General features: G+C 66.0%; 17 protein-coding genes. 12 read left to right on the top strand and 5 right to left on the bottom strand.

Annotation, left to right across the window (positions count from 1 at the left end):
- Positions 1-9: 9 nt before the first annotated feature.
- The 3 genes from cydB to AC4D2M_RS13330 are packed head-to-tail and all read left to right on the top strand — an operon-like array spanning position 10 to position 5,409.
- Positions 10-1,032 (top strand): cytochrome d ubiquinol oxidase subunit II, encoded by a 1,023-nt coding sequence (cydB, locus tag AC4D2M_RS13340; RefSeq protein WP_490892374.1) that lies wholly within the window; start codon positions 10-12, stop codon positions 1,030-1,032.
- A complete protein-coding gene (cydD, locus tag AC4D2M_RS13335) occupies positions 1,029-4,430 on the top strand; it encodes a thiol reductant ABC exporter subunit CydD (protein WP_490892373.1) in 3,402 nt (1,133 codons plus the stop codon). Before cydB ends, cydD begins: the two co-directional genes overlap by 4 nt.
- Positions 4,417-5,409 carry a GNAT family N-acetyltransferase gene (locus tag AC4D2M_RS13330; protein ID WP_490892372.1) on the top strand — a complete coding sequence of 331 codons (993 nt, stop codon included), beginning with the start codon at positions 4,417-4,419 and terminating at the stop codon, positions 5,407-5,409. Before cydD ends, AC4D2M_RS13330 begins: the two co-directional genes overlap by 14 nt.
- A gap of 39 nt (positions 5,410-5,448) precedes the next feature.
- On the opposite strand, the gene AC4D2M_RS13325 is transcribed toward AC4D2M_RS13330, so the two are convergent.
- A complete protein-coding gene (locus tag AC4D2M_RS13325; RefSeq protein WP_490892371.1) occupies positions 5,449-7,926 on the bottom strand; it encodes a DNA gyrase/topoisomerase IV subunit A in 2,478 nt (825 codons plus the stop codon).
- A gap of 135 nt (positions 7,927-8,061) precedes the next feature.
- Here AC4D2M_RS13325 and AC4D2M_RS13320 point away from each other — a divergent pair, with 135 nt between their 5' ends.
- The 4 genes from AC4D2M_RS13320 (at position 8,062) to AC4D2M_RS13305 (ending at position 13,447) form a co-directional block, all read left to right on the top strand.
- Positions 8,062-10,758, top strand: a complete 2,697-nt coding sequence (locus tag AC4D2M_RS13320; protein ID WP_490892370.1) for a bifunctional acetate--CoA ligase family protein/GNAT family N-acetyltransferase — start codon at positions 8,062-8,064, stop codon at positions 10,756-10,758.
- Between the two features lie 74 nt (positions 10,759-10,832).
- Entirely contained in the window at positions 10,833-11,510 is a 678-nt protein-coding gene (locus AC4D2M_RS13315) for a DUF5998 family protein (RefSeq protein ID WP_490892369.1), read from the top strand.
- Between the two features lie 8 nt (positions 11,511-11,518).
- On the top strand, positions 11,519-12,712 hold the full coding sequence (locus AC4D2M_RS13310) for an alkaline phosphatase family protein (protein WP_490892368.1): 1,194 nt from the start codon (positions 11,519-11,521) through the stop codon (positions 12,710-12,712).
- Positions 12,713-12,715: 3 nt separating this feature from the next.
- Positions 12,716-13,447: a thymidine kinase gene (locus tag AC4D2M_RS13305; protein ID WP_490892367.1), complete on the top strand. Its 732-nt coding sequence runs from the start codon at positions 12,716-12,718 to the stop codon at positions 13,445-13,447.
- On the opposite strand, the gene sepH is transcribed toward AC4D2M_RS13305, so the two are convergent.
- Positions 13,444-14,724 carry a septation protein SepH gene (gene sepH, locus AC4D2M_RS13300; RefSeq protein WP_490892366.1) on the bottom strand — a complete coding sequence of 427 codons (1,281 nt, stop codon included), beginning with the start codon at positions 14,722-14,724 and terminating at the stop codon, positions 13,444-13,446. The two genes, AC4D2M_RS13305 and sepH, sit on opposite strands and share 4 nt — an antisense overlap.
- A 287-nt stretch (positions 14,725-15,011) precedes the next feature.
- On the opposite strand from sepH, the gene AC4D2M_RS13295 reads away from it, so the two are divergent.
- Positions 15,012-15,311: a DUF4193 domain-containing protein gene (locus tag AC4D2M_RS13295; protein ID WP_490892365.1), complete on the top strand. Its 300-nt coding sequence runs from the start codon at positions 15,012-15,014 to the stop codon at positions 15,309-15,311.
- A 44-nt stretch (positions 15,312-15,355) separates the two neighbouring features.
- Here AC4D2M_RS13295 and AC4D2M_RS13290 read toward each other — a convergent pair whose 3' ends face one another.
- Positions 15,356-15,826, bottom strand: coding sequence for a DUF3093 domain-containing protein (locus tag AC4D2M_RS13290; RefSeq protein ID WP_490892364.1), 471 nt, complete (start codon positions 15,824-15,826; stop codon positions 15,356-15,358).
- A 179-nt stretch (positions 15,827-16,005) separates the two neighbouring features.
- On the opposite strand from AC4D2M_RS13290, the gene dut reads away from it, so the two are divergent.
- From dut to AC4D2M_RS13270, 4 genes are all read left to right on the top strand, one after another.
- On the top strand, positions 16,006-16,485 hold the full coding sequence (gene dut / locus AC4D2M_RS13285) for a dUTP diphosphatase (protein WP_490892363.1): 480 nt from the start codon (positions 16,006-16,008) through the stop codon (positions 16,483-16,485).
- Between the two features lie 55 nt (positions 16,486-16,540).
- Complete coding sequence (locus tag AC4D2M_RS13280) at positions 16,541-17,299, top strand: DUF3710 domain-containing protein (RefSeq protein WP_490892362.1); 759 nt, start codon at positions 16,541-16,543, stop codon at positions 17,297-17,299.
- Positions 17,292-17,642 (top strand): hypothetical protein, encoded by a 351-nt coding sequence (locus AC4D2M_RS13275; protein WP_490892361.1) that lies wholly within the window; start codon positions 17,292-17,294, stop codon positions 17,640-17,642. Before AC4D2M_RS13280 ends, AC4D2M_RS13275 begins: the two co-directional genes overlap by 8 nt.
- Positions 17,643-17,713: 71 nt before the next feature.
- The gene (locus AC4D2M_RS13270; RefSeq protein ID WP_490892480.1) at positions 17,714-18,376 is read left to right on the top strand and encodes a DUF3159 domain-containing protein; all 663 of its coding nucleotides are present in this window, start codon (positions 17,714-17,716) and stop codon (positions 18,374-18,376) included.
- A 6-nt stretch (positions 18,377-18,382) separates the two neighbouring features.
- Here AC4D2M_RS13270 and AC4D2M_RS13265 read toward each other — a convergent pair whose 3' ends face one another.
- Entirely contained in the window at positions 18,383-19,045 is a 663-nt protein-coding gene (locus tag AC4D2M_RS13265; protein WP_490892360.1) for a potassium channel family protein, read from the bottom strand.
- Positions 19,042-19,716 carry a potassium channel family protein gene (locus AC4D2M_RS13260; RefSeq protein ID WP_490892359.1) on the bottom strand — a complete coding sequence of 225 codons (675 nt, stop codon included), beginning with the start codon at positions 19,714-19,716 and terminating at the stop codon, positions 19,042-19,044. The genes AC4D2M_RS13265 and AC4D2M_RS13260 overlap by 4 nt, the downstream gene beginning before the upstream one ends.
- Positions 19,717-19,759 lie beyond the last annotated feature (43 nt).

Below are 19,759 nucleotides of genomic sequence, written 5' to 3'. Positions count from 1 at the left end.
ACACCGCGCATGAACGAACTGCTTCCGACGATCTGGTTCATCCTGATCGCAGTGCTGTGGACCGGTTACCTCTTCCTCGAGGGGTTCGACCTCGGCGTCGGCATGCTGATGAAACTCTTCGCACGGACGGACCGCGAGCGGAGGGTCCTCCTCAACACCGTAGGCCCCGTGTGGGACGGCAACGAGGTATGGCTCGTGACTGCCATCGGCGCCACCCTTGCGGCCTTCCCGCTCTGGTACGCATCGCTGCTCTCCACGCTCTACCTGCCCTTCGTCCTGGTGCTCCTGGCACTGATCTTTCGGGCGGTCGCCTTTGAATACCGGGGGAAGATGAACAGCGACCAGTGGCGCCGCCGCTGGGACCGGGCGATCTTCTTCGGCTCCTTCACCTCAGCGGCAGGGATCGGCGCGGCCCTCGCACTGACAACCACCGGCCTGCCGCTCAACGAGAACGGCGACCGGGTGGGTGGACCGTTCGTCTGGCTGACGTTCGATGCGCTCCTTGGCGCCGCCGCCGTCGTGCTGTTTTGCATTGCCCATGCGCTGGCGTTTCTGGTCCTGAAGACCGACGGCCCTATCCGGGAGCGGGCACGCAGGCTCCTGGTGCGGCTGCTGCCCATCGCCGTCGTGCCGTTGCTGCTCTGGGCCGCGAGGGTATACATCGCGGACGGAACCGTCTGGACGGGCCTCGCCCTGCTCGGTGCAGTCGTCGCGGCCGTTGCGTCGTGGTTCGCGGAGCGTTCCTCGCGCGACGGTTGGGGTTTCATCTGGCTGGGAGTTGCGCTGGCGGCGTCACTGGCGTGCATCTTCGGCTCGGTCTATCCGGTTGTGCTGCCATCAACGCTCAACGAGGCGTTCAGCCTCACGGTCGAGAACGCATCCAGTTCTCCCTACACACTTGGGCTGATGAGCATCATCGCCGCCTTCGGCGTGCCGCTGGTGCTCGCGTACCAGGGCTGGACCTACTGGGTCTTCCGGAAACGCGTCACTGAGCAGAGCATCCCCGAAGCGCATTCCGTGAGCCCGCTGTGATCGACCGGGTGCTGGCCCGCGGACCGGCGGGTGCCGCCGTCCCGGTAGGGCCAATCTATGTCCTAGGCGTCCTCGCGGCGGTGAAGGCGGCCGCTCTGATTCTGGTCGCAGAAGCAATTGCCCGGGGCGTTGCTTCACTGGCGGGCGGTCTGGAGCCTGCGGTGGAACTGCTCTGGCTAGGGCTGGCCGGCGCAGGGCTCCGCGCCGGTGCCGCCTGGGCACAGCAGGGAACCGCGCAGCAACTCGCACACGGCGTGAAGGAGCAGCTGCGCCGCGAAGCGCTTGGGCGGGTGCTCGCTGAGGGCGGTTCCGGAAGCGGCAAGCAGGGCACGGGAGCGCTCAGCGTGCTGCTCACGCGCGGACTCGACGGCCTCGACAAGTACCACACCCAATATCTGCCCGCCCTGATCACCTGCGCCGTGGTCCCTCTCCTGGTCGGCGCGCGCATCCTTGCCGCTGACTGGATCAGCGCAGTCGTCATCGTGGTGACCATTCCGCTGATCCCGGTATTCATGGTGCTCATCGGCTGGCATACGCAGGACCGCACGGCAGACGCGCGGGCCTCGCTGGACCGGCTGTCGGACCACCTGCTGGAACTGGCGAAGGGCTTGCCGGCGCTCGTCGGCCTCGGCCGTGCCAGCGCCCAGACCCGCGCGCTCCAGGACATCGGCGCGGGATACTCGCGCCGCACCATGGAAACGCTGCGCATCGCCTTCCTGTCTTCCCTCGCCCTCGAACTCATCAGCACGATCTCGGTTGCCGTTGTAGCCGTCTTCGTCGGGGTACGCCTTATTCACGGGGACGTGGGACTCGAGGTCGGCCTGCTCGCCCTTATCCTTGCCCCGGAGTGCTACCTGCCGCTTCGGGATCTGGGAGCCGCGCATCACGCCAGCGACGACGGACTTGAGGTTGGACGCAACGTGCGCGCCATCATCGACTCGCCCCCGGCTCCCCGAGCGGCGCAAGGACAGGACGACGGCGCACCCGCCGGAGCGGAGGAACTCACCTTCCGGTTCGACGGCTCCGAGGCGCCGATCGTGCAGAACCTCAGCTTCACGCTGGTCCCGGGGACCATCACCGCGGTGCGGGGAGCCAGCGGCTCGGGAAAGTCCACGCTGATGGGCCTGCTCGCCGGAATGCCCCAGCCCGGTCTCCAGATAACCGGAGCAGCGACACCGATTCCCGGACCGATCGCTTGGGTACCGCAGCATCCCGAGCCACTCCTTCGTACTGTTCGGGAAGAACTCGCCTTCTACGCCGACTCGCCCCCGGACGACGAACCGCTCCTGCGCGCCCTTGCGCGAGTGGGAGGCACGCATCTGCTGGACAAGTCGACGGGCGAACTGAGCCCGGGAGAGCTCCGGCGGCTCGCGCTGGCGAGGGCCCTGCTGCGCATTGAGCCCACCGGCGGAACCCTCCTGCTCGATGAACCCACAGCGCACGTGGATGAAGCCTCCTCGGACATCATCCGCCGCACCGTCAACCACCTGCGCGGAACCGTGACGGTTGTGCTCATCGCGCACGACGACGAGACCGCAGCCCTTGCCGACCGGACGATCGACCTTGGGCCGGCGGTGGACAGGCAAATGCAGGCCGGTCGGCTTCCTCGATCTGGTGCTCCAGCCCGCCGGGAAACGGCCCCGGAACCGGCAGAGCCGGCAACTGCGGTAGGGGAGCCTGTCCATCAGGACGGGCCGCCCGAACCGACGGACAACCGCGCGACCCCCCACACTTTTCTCCGTGAGCTCGCCCTGGTGCGTCCCTGGTCGCCACGGTTCCTCGCAGCGCTCGCCTTCGGTACGGGTTCGTCAGTCTTCGCCGTCGCGCTCACCGCCCTCTCGGGCTGGCTGATCGTCCGGGCCTCCGAGCAGCCGCCCATCCTCTATCTGCTGGCCGCCATCGTCGGCGTGCGGTTCTTCGGAATCGGCCGTTCCCTGCTGCGCTACTGTGAGCGACTGTGGCTGCATGAGAGCATCCTGCAGACGGCCGACGCCATCCGGCTACGGCTATGGCAAACCCTGCTGGGACGTGCCGAATCCTGGCGCTCGCTCTCCCGCGGGTCCGGGGGCATCGAACGCCTTGTGGGTGACATCGACGAGCTGCGCGACACCGCTGCGCGGGCAACCTTCCCGCCGCTCACCGCCGTCCTGACCGGCCTGGCCGCCATCGGAACGACGGCGATTCTCCTGCCTTCCGCTATCGGTTGGCAGGTCTTCGCGGTCGCCGTCGGGCTCCTGGCTGCCCCGGCCGCCGCGCTGCTGGCGGAACGCTCGGCAGGAGCGGCGGGAATCAGCCTGCGCGCGGCTTCCCTTGCGGAAACAACCAGCCTTCTCCAGGCGTCGCGGGACATCTCCGTCAACGGGCTCACCTGCCGGGCCCTCGACCGCCTCGCGCGACTGGAAGCCGGCGCCGCCCGCGGCCTGCGGCGCAGTTCCTGGGCAGCCGGCACGGGGCAAGCGCTCGTCATCCTCGGCTGCACGGCCGCCGCGATCGCCATTCTCGCCGGCTCCGGCGGGCAGTCCGCGGAGGTGGTGGCCGTCGTCGTACTCATGCAGCTTGCGCTGATCGAGCCGCTTGCTCTCGGGGTTGCCGCCGTGCAGCAGTGGGGTCCGTTCGGTGCCGTGACGCGGCGGCTCGACGCGAACCTGCAGCCCCGGCCCGCCCTGGAGGGTCAGGCGGGTCCGGGACGTGTGCCGGAGACCGTGCGGGCAGAGGAAGCACCTGCCCTCGCGTTGGTGGATGCCGCCGTCGGGTACGAGCCGGGCATCAATGTGGTGGAGGGCGTCACCCTTGAGGTGCGCAGCGGGTCCTGGACCGCGCTCACCGGCCCCTCGGGCAGCGGCAAGTCCACCATCATCGGCGCGCTGCTTGGATTCCTCCCGCTGAGCCGCGGCAGGTACCTCGTCAGCGCTTCGGAGGATCCCGGGCCGGGCGCGCTGCCTGCCGCCTGGTGCCCGCAGGAAGGCTACCTGTTCGATTCATCCGTGCGGGCGAACCTCCTGCTCGCCTGCGACCCGAACGAGTTGCCCGGGGACGATGAGCTCTGGCGCGTGCTCGAGCGGGTGGGACTGGCCGTCGCCGTACGTGACCGCACCGGGGGACTGGATGCCAGGATCGGCGCCGGCGGGAGCCGCCTCTCGGGCGGACAGCGGCAGCGCCTTGCCGTGGCACGCGCACTGCTGACCCGCGCTCCGGCACTGATCCTCGACGAGCCCACCGCCCACCTGGATTCCGACGGCGCCGGCCGGCTCATGCGCGACCTGCGCAACGGCCTGGGTGACAAACCAGTTCTGCTCGTCACCCACGACCGGGCGGAGGCACTCAGGTGCGACACCGGCGTCGAACTTTCTCCGGGCAATACCGGCAATCACCTACGCTGGGAGCATGCCTACGCCTGAGCTGAAACCCACCGACCAGCAGCTGCGCTGGCGGGCAATAACGGACGCGGACATCGACGGCTGGGAGGCCCTGCTGCGCCGGATGGCCGTCGCGGACAAGCCGGACTGGATCGAGCAGCGGGCGGATCTCGAGGAAGTACTCGAGGCCTCGAAGAACGACCCCGAGCTGGACACGATTCTGGGCCTGGACGAGGAAGGAACCCCCCGGGCTTTCGGCCGAATCAGCGCCAATCCCGGTTCACAACTGGTCCACGTCTTCGGAGGTGTCGACCCTGCGTGGCGGCGGAGGGGGATCGGCAGTTCGATTCATGACTGGCACCTCGCACGGGCCCGGCAACGGCTGAGGGACGCCGGAATCGAGGGCGGTTTCATCCGTTCCTACGTCGAAGAGCTGAACCCGGGCCACCAGGCGCTGATGGAGTCCAAAGGCAGCAGCATTGTCCGATGGTTCACGGAGATGACACGGGATCTGTCGGAGGACATTCCGGAAGTCGATCTCGATCCGGAGTTCGAGATCGTGACCTTCAGCGACGACCTCTCCGAAGCAATCCGCTTGGCCCACAACGACGCATTCCGGGACCACTGGGGAAGTGAACCCCGCGACGAGGAAAGCTGGCGGTACACCGTCACACACCCCGAGTTCCGGGCCGAGTGGAGCCTCGCGGTGATCGACAATTCGTCCGGTGATGTGGTTGGCTATGCGATCGCCAGCTATGACCCTGAGTCAAAGGAGCTCGTCGGCCACGACGAGGGCTACATCGAGCTGCTCGGCGTGAGACGCGACTGGCGCGGGCGCCGTCTTGCACCGGCGCTCCTCGCCGAAGCCATGCGCCGGTTCAAGGCAAGCGGCATGGAAAACGCCGGCCTCGGCGTGGACACCGAGAATCCGTCGGGCGCCCTTGGCCTGTACGAGCGCATGGGATACACGCCCACCCGCCGGTCGATGGCCTACGAGAAGCGGCTCGGGACGCCGGAATAACGCCGGAATAGCCTCACCTGGGCTTGGGGACATCAGGGTCTAGGCAGGGCTGGGACCGATAGCCTCGACCGGCTGCGACAGCGCCACACCGGAACCGTCGCGGCGGCCATGTTCCGTTGGAAGCGCCCGTGCCACACCTGTAGCCGACACCGCCCGCGCCGGCCCATGTCCGGCCCACGCAAGCGCCAGGTGGTCCTCGCCCTTCAGGAACCGGTGGCAGCGCACGCCGCCGGTGGCCCGCCCCTTGGCCGGGTACTCGGCGAACTCCGTGACCTTGACCGAGCCCGGAGTAGTCCCCGGCAGGGCCTCACTGCCCGCTGCAATGGTCACGACGACGGCGTCAGGATCGTCCGCCTTCACCGCACCAAAGTGGACGACGGCGTCGTCACCGGCCAGCTTGATGCCGGCCACCCCGCCGGCCATGCGGCCCTGTTGCCGTACCGCGGAGGCGTTGAAGCGCAGCAGCTGCGCCTCACGGGTGACGAAGACGAGGTCGTCGGCGTCGCCGGCCGGAGCAAGGCCCACCACGCTGTCCTTGGGCTTCAGGGTGATCGCTTCCCAATCATCGCGGTTGAGGGGGTAGTCGGGGACAACGCGCTTGACCACGCCCTGCGCGGTACCGAGCGCGAAGGACTTGTCCAGGGGCACGAGGCCCACCAGGGACTCGCCGCGTTCGAGCGTGATGAATTCCTTGACCGAGACTCCGCCGGCCAGATTCGGGATTCCGTTCGTGGGAGGGAGCGCGGGCATGTCCACCACCTGCAGCCGCACCATGCGTCCGGAGGAGGTCAGGGCTCCGATCTCCGCGCGGGCGGTGGTCGCGACGATGGAGGTGAAGGCGTCGTGCTTCACCCGCTGGCCGCCGTCGGCGATGGGCTCCTGGCCCGTTGTGCGTGCAAGCTGACCGGAGGTCGAAAGGACGACCCAGCACGGATCGTCCGCGATCTCGAGGGTCAGCGGCGCCTTGGCGCCGTTGCCTGCCGGCGTAGGCAGAACGGTGCCCCTCAACGGGGCGCTTGCCTCCGATTCGAGCAGCACGGTGCGCCGCGGGGTGGCAAACTGCTCCGCGATGGCGGCGAGCTCCTCGGAAACCAGACCGCGCAGCCTCTGCTCAGAGCCGAGGATCTCCTCGAGTTCAGCAATTTCCCTGCGCAGTTCGTCCTGCTCCTTCTCCAGCTCGATGCGCGAGTACTTGGTCAACTGGCGCAGGCGGAGCTCGAGGATGTAGTTGGCCTGGATCTCCGTCAGGTCGTAGATCGACATGAGCCTTGTCCGGGCCGCTGCTGCCTCATCGGAGGAACGAATAATCTGGATGACCTCATCGATATCCACGATGGCGATGAGCAGGCCCTCCACCAGGTGGAGGCGATCCTTCTTCTTTCCAAGCCGGTAGGAGGTGCGGCGCCGGACAACCGAGATGCGGTGGCTGATGTACACCTGCAGCAGTTCCACGAGCCCGAGGGTTCGCGGCTGGCCGTCTACCAGGGTGACGTTGTTGATGCCGAAGGAGTCCTCCATCGGGGAGTACCGGTAGAGCTGCGCGAGCACCGCGTTCGGGTTGAACCCGTTCTTCAGCTCGATGACCAGACGCAATCCGTGCGTACGGTCCGTCAGGTCCACGATGTCGGAAATGCCCTGCAGCTTCTTCGCTGTCACGGCGTCCTTGATTTTTTCGATGACCTTCTCGGGTCCCACCATGTACGGCAGTTCAGTGACCACGAGGCCGGTGCGGCGTGCCGAGAGTTGCTCAACCTCCACCGCGGCCCGTGTCTTGAATGATCCGCGGCCCGTGGCATAGGCGTCCCGGATGCCGTCCAGGCCGACGATCTTGCCGCCGCTGGGGAGGTCGGGTCCGGGAACGAAGCGCATGATGTCATCCAGCGTCGCGTCCGGGTTGTCGATCAGGTGCCGGGCCGCCGCGATGACCTCACCGAGGTTGTGCGGAGCCATGTTGGTGGCCATGCCGACGGCTATGCCGGTTGCTCCGTTGACGAGGAGATTCGGAAAGGCTGCGGGCAGGACTTCGGGCTGCGTGAGCTGGTTGTCATAGTTCGGGATGAAGTCGACGACGTCCTCGCCGAGGTGGTCCGTCATCGTGAGCGCCGCTGCGGCGAGGCGGGCCTCGGTGTAACGGGCCGCTGCGGGGCCGTCATCAAGCGAACCGAAGTTTCCGTGCCCGTCGATGAGCGGCAGACGCAGCGAGAAGTCCTGGGCCATCCGGACCATGGCGTCGTAGATGGCGGCGTCCCCGTGGGGGTGGAGCTTGCCCATGACCTCGCCCACGACACGCGCTGACTTCACGTGGCCGCGGTCGGGGCGCAGGCCCATGTCAGTCATCATGTACAGGATCCGGCGCTGCACCGGCTTCAGGCCGTCGCGGGCGTCGGGAAGTGCGCGCGAATAGATCACCGAGTAGGCGTACTCCAGGAAGGAGCCCTCCATCTCGGAGGTGACGTCAATGTCGATGATCTTCTCGGTGTAATCCGTATCCGGTGGTGTTGCTTGGCGCCTGGCCATGGTGTTTCGGGTCCTTCGGCAGCTGATTGCGTAACTGTGCTTGCGGTGGTCGTCGGGAGGGCTGTGTTTGGCCGCGGTATCGGGTCGCAGTGGTGCTTGGCTGACGGAACCGCAGCCGCCCACTACTGTGAGTCTATGGTGGCTGACGGACTATACCCTGAATATTGGGAGGCAGACGTCGTGTTGCGGGACGGCTCCACCGGCCATCTGAGGCCCATCGCGCCGTCGGACGCCGATGCCGTTCAGGCCTTTCACATGAAGCAGTCCCAGAACTCCATCTACCTCCGCTTCTTCACGTACAAGTCTTCGTTGAGCGAGAAGGAACTCAGACGGTTCACCGAGGTTGACCATGTGGGCAGGGTGGCTTTCGTGGTGACCCGCGGCCAGGACATCATCGGTATCGGCCGCTACGACCGCCTGGATGATCCGGACGAGGCCGAGGTGGCCTTCAACGTCTCGGACGCCTACCAGGGCAGGGGACTGGGATCCATCCTGCTCGAGCACCTTGCGGTGGCCGCACGGGAGAACGGCATCCGGCGCTTCACCGCCGAGGTGCTGCCCGAAAACAGGAAGATGATTACGGTATTCGCCGAAGCGGGTTACGAAGTGGACCGCCGGTTCGACGACGGCGTGGTCGAACTGACCTTCAACATCGACCCGACCGAGAAGTCCCGCGCGGTCATGGAAGCACGGGAGCACCGTGCGGAGGCCCGCAGCATGCAAACGCTGCTCATGCCGTCGTCAGTCGCGGTGATTGGGGCCAGCCGCAGTTGGGGGAGCGTGGGTTATTCCCTCCTCGAGCACATCGTCGACGGCGGCTTCACCGGACCCGTCGCCGGAGTCAATCCTGAAGCGTTCGAACTGAACGGCATGGTTGCGTACGGCTCCATTGCGGAGGTGCCGGGTCCCGTGGACCTCGCCGTGATCGCGGTGCCGTACGACCAGGTCCTCCCTGTCGTCGAGGAGTGCGGACGCGGGGGCGTGAAGGGCCTGCTCGTGGCGACGGCAGGTTTCGCGGACGACGACGGCGAGGGGCTGGCGCGGCAGCGCGCGCTGGTGCACAGCGCCCGATCCTATGGCATGCGGGTGGTGGGACCGGCGTCCCTTGGCATCATCAATACCGATCCCGAAGTCCGGCTGAACGCGTCGATGGCGCCTGAACTGCCGAAACGCGGAGGGCTCGGCCTCTTCAGCCAGTCGGCGGCGATCGGCGTCATGCTCCACGCAGCCGCCAGCAGGCGTTCGCTTGGATTGTCCTCAGCGCTGTCGGCGGGCAACCGGGCCGATGTGTCCGGCAATGACGCGATGCAGTACTGGGAAGACGATCCGAAGACGCGGGCCGTTGCGCTCTACCTGGAGTCGATCGGCAACCCGCGCAAGTTCTCACGCATAGCCCGCAGGTTGTCCAGGATGAAGCCGGTCATCGTCGCCAAGTCCGATGTGATGGGACTGCAGCTGCCGCCCGGTCACGCGGTGCGCACGACGCAGGCCCCGAGCGGCGCCCTGAACGCCATGCTGCGCCAGTCCGGCGTGATCCGGGTCGAGACCACCGAACAGCTGATGGACGTGGCGCAGATCGTGGTCGGCCAGCCTGTTCCCGATGGTCCCGGCGTAGCTGTGTTCAGCAACTCCCTGGCCCTCGGAAAGGTCCTCGCGGACGCCGCCCTTGCGCACGAGCTCGACGTGGTTCGGATGAACGCACACCTCGATCTCGACGCGGGCCAGTCGGTCGCACTGCCCGAGCTGAAGGCATCGCTCACCGAAGCTCTCGACGATCCGGCCGTTCACTCCCTGATTCTTACGCTCATCCCCGCGGTAGGGCTCGCCCCCAACGCGATCCTGCCGGTACTGCAGGAGTGCGGCAGGGCAGCGGGAAAGCCGGTGGTTGCATGCTTCACGGGCGTACTGGACCCAGCCGCGCAGCTTGAGGGCTTGTGGTCCGCCGCGGTTCCCGGTGGCGAGGACGAGGGTATGGGACTGCCGTGTTTCGCCAGTCCGGGAGCGGCCGTGTCGGCGCTGGGCGCCGTCGTACGTTACAGCCGGTGGCGCGTGGGCGAGCACGGTGTTTTCGCCGAGCTCAGCGATGTCAACGAGGAGGACGCAGCGGCCTTGCTCGGCGGCGTCCTGTCCGGCGTGAGGGATGTGGGGCTGCGCCGCCTGGATAGCGACCAGACACGCCGGCTCCTCTGCAGCTACGGGATCGAAGCTCTGCCCTCGATCCCGGTCGACTCGGCTGACGAGGCAGTTCAGGCCGCTGAGTCGCTGGGATGGCCGGTGGCGCTCAAGACGGTCGATGAGAATCTTCGGCACCGCCTGGACTTCGGCGGAGTGCGGCTCAACATCCCCGACGTGGCAGGGCTGCGCGCCGGGATAGAGGCCATGCGCGCCGAGCTCCGTGCATTCGGTGACCATGGCCTGGAGGTGCAGACCATGGCGCCGGCCGGGCAAGCGTGTGTCGTGCGGGCGATCGAGGATCCGCTCCTGGGACCGGTGGTTTCGTTCGGCATGGCGGGCGATGCGGTCAACCTGCTCGATGACTGGGCCCACGGCATCCCTCCGCTTACCACCGTCGACGCTGCTGACCTGGTCCGGACGCCGCGGGCAAGCAGGCGGTTGTTCGGCTACCAGGGCTTGCCGCCGGTGGACATCCCGGCCGTGGAGGATCTGGTGTTGCGGGTAGCCCTACTCAAGGACAGGCACCCCGAAATTGCGTTGATGCACTTCAACCCTGTCCTGGTTTCACCGGCCGGGCTTGCCGTCCTGAATGCGGAGATCAGCGTCGGAAACCCCCAGCAGCGCACTGACAGCGCCCGCCGGGCGATGCGCGACTGACCGCCGGCAGTCGGCTGCTCCCCGGGGGCTGCACCGGTTAGGCGTGCGCCATAGCCATAAGTCACACTGGAACCATGACTCCATCGCTGTCGGCGGAACGCCGCGACCTGGATGCCTCCCTGGAACGAGCGGGTTTTTATCCCCGTTTGGTGGCCGACGTCGTCCATGATGCCCTGGACGGCAGGGAACCGCTCTCCCACGTGGTTCATCTGGAGACCCACTTCGAGCGCACGGAGGTGCGCCGGCACATCACCGTCCTCGTCCTGACCGAAGACATGCTTGTTGTCACGCACGTTGATGACCAGCAGCTGGACGACGCCGGGGAGCAGATGACGGCGCAGGTATCCACGGAGTCGGTGCCGGTCAGCCAGATCCGCTCAGTGGTGCTTAGCTACCTTTACTCGCAGCCGCAGAGCTACAAGCCGTCTGACCCAGCGCGCGAGCTCACACTCGGAATCGCCTGGTCCGGCGGCCAGCGTATCGACATGGGCCCGGCCAGCTGTGGTGATCCGCAGTGCGATGCCGACCACGGATACACCGGAACCATCGCGCAGGAAGACATTGTGCTGCGTGTGAGCGCGGAAGCAGACGGGCTGCAGGCCGTGCAGAATGCCAAGTCCTTCGCCCGGGCGCTTCGTACTGTGAGTACGGCCAATCCGTCCGTCGCCGGCGTCGTCGTCAATCAGCAGGGCACCAGCCGGAGGCAGCCCGGGCTGACCACCCGTTTCAGCCGCGCGCACCACGGGCGGTAATTCGACCCGTGACAGCAACTCCTCTCCACCGGGAGCCGCTCCCGGCTGCCCCGGCGTACGGCCGCTCAACGATTGCCGAGGTCTTCACCAGCTCCGCTGCAGCCCTTGACGTTCCCGGATTCACCAACACCCTCGACCTGCCGTCCGCCCGGAGGATTTGCGTGGTGCTGGTCGACGGTCTCGGCGCCTCCCTGCTGCGGCAGCGCTCGGGACACGCGCCTTTCCTGCGCCGGTTCCTGGATTCGTCGCGCAAGGTCGGCTCCGTCTTTCCCAGTACGACGGCGGCAGCCCTCGCCTCGCTCGGCACCGGTATGGCGCCCGGGCAGCACGGCCTGGTCGGCTATGACGTCCTCGATCCCGCTCAGGGCAGGGTCGTGAACATGCTCGGCGGGTGGGATGCTGCGGTGAAGCCGGAACACTGGCAGCCGCACCCCACAGTGTTCGAACGGGTGGCAGCGCAGTTGCCCGTCACGAGCGTCGGCCTCACTCGATTCGACGGCTCGGGTCTCACCCGGGCGGCGCTGCGCGGCGGCACGTACGTGGCGGGGAGTACTCCCGAAGCACGCGTTCAGGCGGTGTGCAAGGCACTCGCGGCCACCGATCAGGCTTTGGTGTACCTCTACCTGAACGAGTTGGACAAGACCGGGCACCGCTCGGGCTGCACATCACCCGAGTGGGGTGACCGGCTTGAAGACATCGACCGGACAATGCGGTCTCTCACCGCGAAGCTGCCGCCCCACACACTCCTGTTGCTGACTGCCGATCACGGAATGGTGGACGTAGCACCGGAGCAGCACGTCGACTTCTCGGCTGATCTTGCGCTGATTGACGGCGTGGCGCATACCGGTGGCGAGCCGCGGATGGTGCACCTCTACACAGAACCCGATCTGACCGAAACCGGGTTGGAGCGTCTGGTTGAATCCTGGCGGCAGGAGCACGGGGCGCGGGCGTGGGTTCTCACCCGGGCCGAGGCAATTACTGCGGGATTCTTCGGCGAGGTTGCTCCGGAGGTCGAGCCGCGGATTGGAAACGTACTGGTGGCTGCCCGGGAACCCGTGGCGTTCTACGACACCCGCAGGGTTCCGGCATCCGCTCTTGAGGTTATCGGGCAGCACGGCTCCATTACGCGCGCCGAGCGGGAGGTACCGTTGCTGACCCTCGTGAAGCCGGGCCCCGGCCCGGTGCGCATGGTGGGACGCTGACCAATGGCCGAACTGGTTTTCTTCTCCGGAACCATGGATTGCGGAAAATCGACCCTTGCCCTGCAGATGGACTACAACCACAGCGCCCGGGGGCGCGGTGGTCTGCTTTTCAGCTCGCACGATCGTGCAGGCGAATCAGTGATCTCAAGTCGCCTTGGCTTCAGCGCCCAGGCCGTGGAAGTCCGCCCGGAAACTGATTTCTGGGAGGAACTCGTCCGACGGCGCACCCACGGCACGCGCGTCGACTACCTCATCTGTGACGAGGCGCAGTTCTACACCCGCGAGCAGATTGAACAGCTGGCGCGCATTGTCGATGACATGGATATCGATGTATTCGCGTTCGGCATCACCTCCGATTTCCGCACCGAGCTTTTCCCCGGGTCGCAACGGCTGATCGAATTGGCGGACAGGACCCAGATCCTGCAGGTCGAGGCGCTGTGCTGGTGCGGTCGCCGGGCCACCCACAACGCGCGAACAGTGGACGGCGTCATGGTCGTCGAGGGTGAACAGATGGTAGTCGGGGATGTCGATCCGCCCACTGTTGAGCACGATCCGGGCCAGCCCCGGCTGACCGGCGGCGGTTTGGACGAACTCGGCTTACCCGCCGGCCCCATAATCAGTTACGAAACGCTGTGCCGGCGGCACCATATGCGCAACGTGACCGCCCATACTGCCCGCAGGCACGCCGGTAGCGACGAGCCTTTGCCGTTTCATCCGGCAGCCGCGCGACTCTAATCGCCCTTGGTTCCGAAGACGATCTCGTCCCAGCTGGGCACGCTGGAACGCCGGGGCTTCATCTTCCGATCGGCGTGGTGATCCGGCGTTTTGGGTGCCGCAGGGTGTGATTCATCAGGTTCCGGGGAGCGCTCGGCTGCCCGCTCTGGGCGGTGGTTCTCCTGACGCGAAGCCGGAGCAGGCGTGCCCTCCCCGTCACCCGCAAAGGACTGCGGGCGGGCGATCACGCTGATCTCACGCGTATCCGTGCTGACACCTTCGAACAGGCGAGGCGTGCCGTCGTCGTACGTGGCCTCAGCAGTCTCTCCCTCAAAGATAGAGGGAGCAAGGCTCAAACCGGGGAAGCTCCGAGACTCCGCGGCAGCCGGTGAAGCGTCGGCCTCTTCTGTGCCATCGTGCCCCTGGCGGGGGTGGGCGGCAGGAATGTGGCCCTTGGCGAGCATGAGGGCCAGCGCGTCATCGCCGTCCTCATCCACACCGAGCCGCTGCCCGCGACGCGACCGCAGTACTTCCAGCAGCTCATCGGCGTCGGCGTCGGCCCCGGCGTCAGCGCCTTCCGGTTCCTCAACGGCCGCATCCGTCTCGAAGTCAAAGACCCGGTCGGTAACGGCGCTAAGCCTCCGCGAGGGAAGCGGCCCGTCGAGCGGTTCGAGTTCGCTCAGTACCTGGGCCCAGCGGTTGGCGTTCAGCACGGTGCGCCGGGACGGGTTGAACGTCCACTGCGCCGGTGGTTCCTCTCCGACAGAAGCGGCAGACCCCGTGGGCAGCTCGAACCGGACGACGACGGTCCAGAGGCCATCAGGCTTGCGCCACGCATCCCATTCGGCGGTGTCGGGATCCACTCCAAAGGCCTGCAGGCGATAGCGGACCATGTCATCGAGCTGGGCCGGGTTCTCCCCGAAGGCGGAGCGGTAGCCGTCATTGGAAGGCAGGGGAGAGGCAACCTCTACGCGCTGCGCCAGCTGGGCCATGTAGTCACGTTCAGCCCGGACGGGGCCTTCATAGCGCAGCACATGCTGCAGGTCCACGCCGGTTTCGTCCACGATTTCCTGGGCAGTTGAACCGCCACGGATCCTCGCCTGGATGTCGCGGGGGCTCAGGGCCGGCCGCTTGTCCTTGTCTGCGGACGGTTTCTGTTGCGCCGGACGTGTGGATGGCCTGGTGCTCGCCATCCGCAGCGCCTCGTTGATAGGCAGGTGGAACGAAGCTCCACCCTCACCGCTCAGCAGCAGATGACCTCCGCCCTCATCCACGCCTACCAGCCGTAGCTCCTGCATGAAAAACCCTCCAGCCGACATACATTACTTCCGGTGAAACTCTGCCATTCAAAGAGGCCCGTTCCTACTTCATCCTTGGTGTGGCGCGGAACTTGTGTGCCGATTCGCTTTTAAAGGGGCGATCCGCAACAATCTCTGCGGTACGGGCACAAATTGGACCGCTTCAGCGTTGTGACACGGACAGGATCCTGTCCTTAACGGCACCGTTCCTGTATCGCCGATTCCACCGTGACACTCATAGACCACCGATAGACCACATACACCCACCGGAGCGTGAACAACTTACTATGGCGACTGACTACGATGCGCCGCGGAAGACCGACGACGAACTCAGCGAAGACTCTATTGAAGAGCTGAAGACGCGTCGCACGGACAAGCAATCCGCGGTTGTCGACGAGGACGAGGCCGATGCAGCGGAGGGCTTCGAACTTCCGGGCGCCGACCTCTCCGGCGAAGAACTGCTCGTGCGGGTGCTTCCCGCCCAGGCTGACGAATTCACCTGTTCCTCCTGTTTCCTGGTGCGCCACCGCTCGCAGATCGCGAAGGAGAAGGACGGGCTGGTCTTCTGCAAGGACTGCGAAGGCTGATTTCGCAGGACCCAAAGACTGAAAGCGGGAGCGTCAGCGCTCCCTTACGCTCCTCGCGACGGGGCGGTCAGGGCGGCTGTCAGCTGCTCGGGCCGCCTCGTTGACGTTAACCAGTACGGAGTAGGGTCTTCGGCGTCGTTGATGGTGATCTTGACGACTGGGGAAATCCATCCCCGGATGCAGAGGTACGCCTTTCCATGAAGCTCGGTTCCACGCTGGGCGGTCGCATCGGCGCCGGTGAATGCCTCCACATCCCCGAGATACTTCCGCTCGATCTGGGCTTTGCCCACCTGAAGCTCCGTCGGGGTCACCCTGATAAGAGGGGTGGACAGAATGAGCAGCGTCGTCAGGACGGCAGCAACAACGATGGCAGCCACGATCGCTGCCTGGACGCTGATCGGAATGAAAGTAAAGACCGAGGCGACAGCCGCGCCCGCAACCACCATCCAGATCCACGGTGCCGGCCACAACTTCTCTTCGTAAACGACGGATTCACCGGCAGATCCTGTAGGCATGTCAGCTAGCTAAGCACCTTTCCGGTGGCTTTTCATCCTGGTATGGAGGCGTGGACGAGCGGACGGAAGCGATACAGTAAATGGAGCAGAGGGCTCCGATGCATTCCGCACTTTCGGCGCTTCGCGCCGTTGGGCGGCGCACGCCAGGCCCGCCATCATAAAACCGTGCAGGAGAAGACATGCTTGATACCGCTGAAGCATTGTCCGTACAGATCAAAATGCTCGACGACGGCCTGGAACCCCCTGCCTACGCGCACCCGGGGGATGCGGGCGCGGACCTTCGCACCCGCATCGACTTCGAACTGAAGCCCGGAGAGCGCGCACTGGTTCCCACCGGCGTCTCGCTCGCCCTGCCGCCCGGTTACGCAGCATTTGTCCATCCCCGATCCGGGCTGGCAGCGAAGCACGGGATCACCGTCGTCAATGCCCCCGGCACCGTTGACGCGGGCTACCGGGGGGAGATCGCCGTGACGCTCCTCAATACCGACGCCTCCACTCCGTTGTCCTTCCGCAGGGGCGACAGGATCGCCCAGCTGGTCATCCAGAAGGTGGAGTACGCAACGTTCGTGGCTGTGGATGAGCTGCCCAGCTCAGTACGCGGAGCCGGTGGATTCGGGTCAACCGGAGGATTTGCTCCCACCGCCGGTGCAACACGCTGAAGCAATCGACTGGCAGCGACAGGCTGCCGATGACCATTGAAGGAGGAACCCGACCATGATCTTCGGGCGCCGCAAGAAGAATGAATCAGACACGAGTTCAAGCACGGCATCGAGCCCCGCTGAAGAGGCTGAGGACGTCCGCGAAGAACCCGAGGCCACCGATGCTCCGGCTGAAGACCAGACGGCGGCCGGCCGTGAAGCGACAGGCCCGTTCGATGACTCGGAGAAAGAAACAGCCGAGGGCTATATCGACCTGGGCGCGCTGCGCATTGCTGCTGCCGAAAACTTATCGCTACGCCTCGAGGTCGAGGAACGGACCAAACGGGTTATCGCGGTCACGCTGGACATCAAGGGCTCCAACCTGCAGCTCCAGGCATTCGCCGCTCCCCGTTCCGAAGGGCTCTGGGATGAGATCCGGGGACAGATCGCGGCATCCGTAGGCTCGCAGGGCGGAACCGTTGCCGAGCGCCAGGGCGAGTTCGGGACCGAACTGATCGCCAAGCTCCCGGCACAGACGCCCGACGGCCGTGCCGGATTCCGCGTCGCCAGGTTCGTGGGCGTGGACGGGCCACGCTGGTTCCTCCGCGGCGTCTTCGGGGGCCCGGCTGCCGTGGATCCTGCCGTAGCAGAGCCGATGGAGCAGCTCTTCCGGAACGTCGTGGTGGTTCGCGGGGACCATCCGCTGCCTCCACGTGAACTGCTGGCGCTCAGGCTGCCGAAGGATGCCGCAGCCCAGAAGCAGCAGGCCGAACAGCCCAAGGCGACACCGGATGACCCGCTTCAGCGAGGTCCCGAGATTACCCACATTGGCTGACCAGGGTCCACCCAGCTATCCGGCAGGGTCGCAGGTCCCGCTGCCGAGTCGCGGACGGTTTGCCGGCAACGGCTTCGTCGAGCGGGTGACTATCCTGCCCCGCACTGCTGCGCCACACTTCTCGGCGATAGTGGCCGTGCACTCCGATCGCTCCACCACCGGCCATCGAGCCGCACAGGCGGACAGCCGTGTCCAGCTCGTGTGGACCGGTCAGCGCAGGATACCCGGCATCGACCCCGGAATTTCGCTCGCTTTCGAGGGGATGGTCAGCATCGTCGATGGAATCCCCACTATTCACAACCCGCGGTACGAGATCATCGGCCGTCCTGAGGAGTCACCGTGAACCAACCCGCTGAGGACCGTCCCGGCAGTGATGCGTCTGACAAGCACGACGAGCCCGCCGCGGACCAGGGTATGGGAGCCATCGCGGGTCAGTATGCGGCGAAGGCCGGAGTCCGTCAGGACGAAAGCGGGCGCATTGACGTGCTGCAGTCGATCGGAGGTGTACGCGGGCTGGCGGAGAGCATTCTGCCCGGCCTGCTCTTCACGGTCGTCTTCACCATCCTGCGGGACCTGCAGTTGTCACTGATCGTTGCCCTGGCAGTCTCCGCCGTGTTCACGGTCATCCGCCTGCTGACCAAGACGCCCCTTACGCAGGCCCTGTCGGGATTGGTCGGCGTAGGTATTTGTGCATTCGTAGCCAACCGGACTGGCAATGCGCAGGACTTCTTTCTTCCCGGGTTCTTCACCAACGCCGCCTATATCGTGGGGATGGTCATTTCCATCGCTGTCCGTTGGCCGCTGGCGGGCCTGCTCTTCGGCTTCATCCGGGGCGAGGGCACGGACTGGCGCAAGCACGCACCGAGGGTTCGGGCGTACTCGATCGCCACCTGGCTGATCATCACCGTGCTGGCACTGCGGCTCATCGTCCAGGTACCGCTGTACCTTGCCGACAACATCGCAGCGCTCGGCGCCACCCGGGTTGCCATGGGCGTCCCGCTCTACGCGCTCGGACTCTGGTTCGCCTGGCTGGTATCCCGGCCGGCGCTCGAAAAGCAGCAGCACCCTCCGGCCTAATTTGCTCTAGGAAACAGGCCGGAGCGCCGAACGCAGTGCGTCCTCGGCTGCAATGGTCGCTACGAAGAACAGCTCATCGCCGGCTTCAACGACATCATCGGGGCTCGGGGTAATTGGGGTGTCGTCGCGGAGGATCGCCACCGCCGTGCAGTCCGCCGGAAGCTCGATCGATCCCAGCAGTCGCCCGATGAGAGGTGAATCCTGCGCCACAGTGAACTCGACGATGGCTGACACTCCCGTGCGGAGCGTCAGCAGACGCACGAGGTCGCCGATCTCAACTGCTTCCTCCACGAGGGCGGTCATGAGGCGCGGTGTGTTCACAGCAACGTCCACGCCCCAGGAGTCATCGAACATCCAGTCGTTCTTCGGGTTGTTGACCCGCCCAACGGTGCGTCCCACGCCGAACTCGCTCTTGGCGAGCAGTGACACCACGAGATTCACCTTGTCGTCACCCGTGGCGGAAACGACGACGTCGGCCTCCTCCAGTTTGGCGTCCTTCAAGGTGGTGAGTTCGCAGGCGTCGCCGATCAGCCAGCGCGCGCCCTTCAGCCCGCTACGGCCCACTGCCTCGGGCTTCTCGTCGATCAACAGGATGTCGTGGTTGTTGGACAGCAGTTCCCGGGCGATCGATGACCCGACACTTCCCGCCCCCGCGATGACGACCTTCATTCCTGCTCCTCCGGCGGCTGCTTGGACAGCACCCGCGCCACTTCGTCCGTTGCGGCGGTTTCCATCATGGCGTGGACCACGTCGCCTTCCTGGTAACTGGTACCTCTGCCCGGCAGCATCCCCTCGCCGAAGCGGGTGAGATAGGCGACGCGGACACCCGCCGCGGCCTCAATCTCCTTGATCGACCGTCCGAGCCACCCTTCGTGGAGCGCAAGCTCCCCGAGGATCAGCCGCCCGGAGGACTCACGGAAGTCCCCGTTGATGCTCTGTTCGGGGAGGATCCGGCGCAGTACCTGGTCGGCGCTCCAGCGGACCGCCGCCACGGTGGGTATGCCGAGCCGCTGGTAGATCTCGGCACGTCCGGGGTCATAGATTCTCGCAACGACGTGCGGTACGTGGAAGATCTCGCGGGCAACGCGCGTGGCGAGGATATTGGAGTTGTCTCCGCTGGAGACGGCGGCAAAGGCGTAGGCACTCTCGATATCGGCGTTCTTCAGCGTGTCCCGGTCGAACCCTACGCCCGTCACCTTGCGGCCGCCGAACGAGCCCCGCAACCTGCGGAAGGCGCGATCATCCTGGTCGATGATCGCCACGCTGTGGCCTGATTCGTCCAACGTGTGCGCCAGGCTGGCTCCGACGCGGCCGCAGCCCATGATTACGAAATGCGCCACTGCGCCACCCCTGGTTGTCTACTGCTGATTATGTTCCAAGCGT

The organism is Arthrobacter sp. TJ-270 (assembly GCF_058269075.1).
This window is presented reverse-complemented; position numbering and strand designations above follow the sequence as displayed.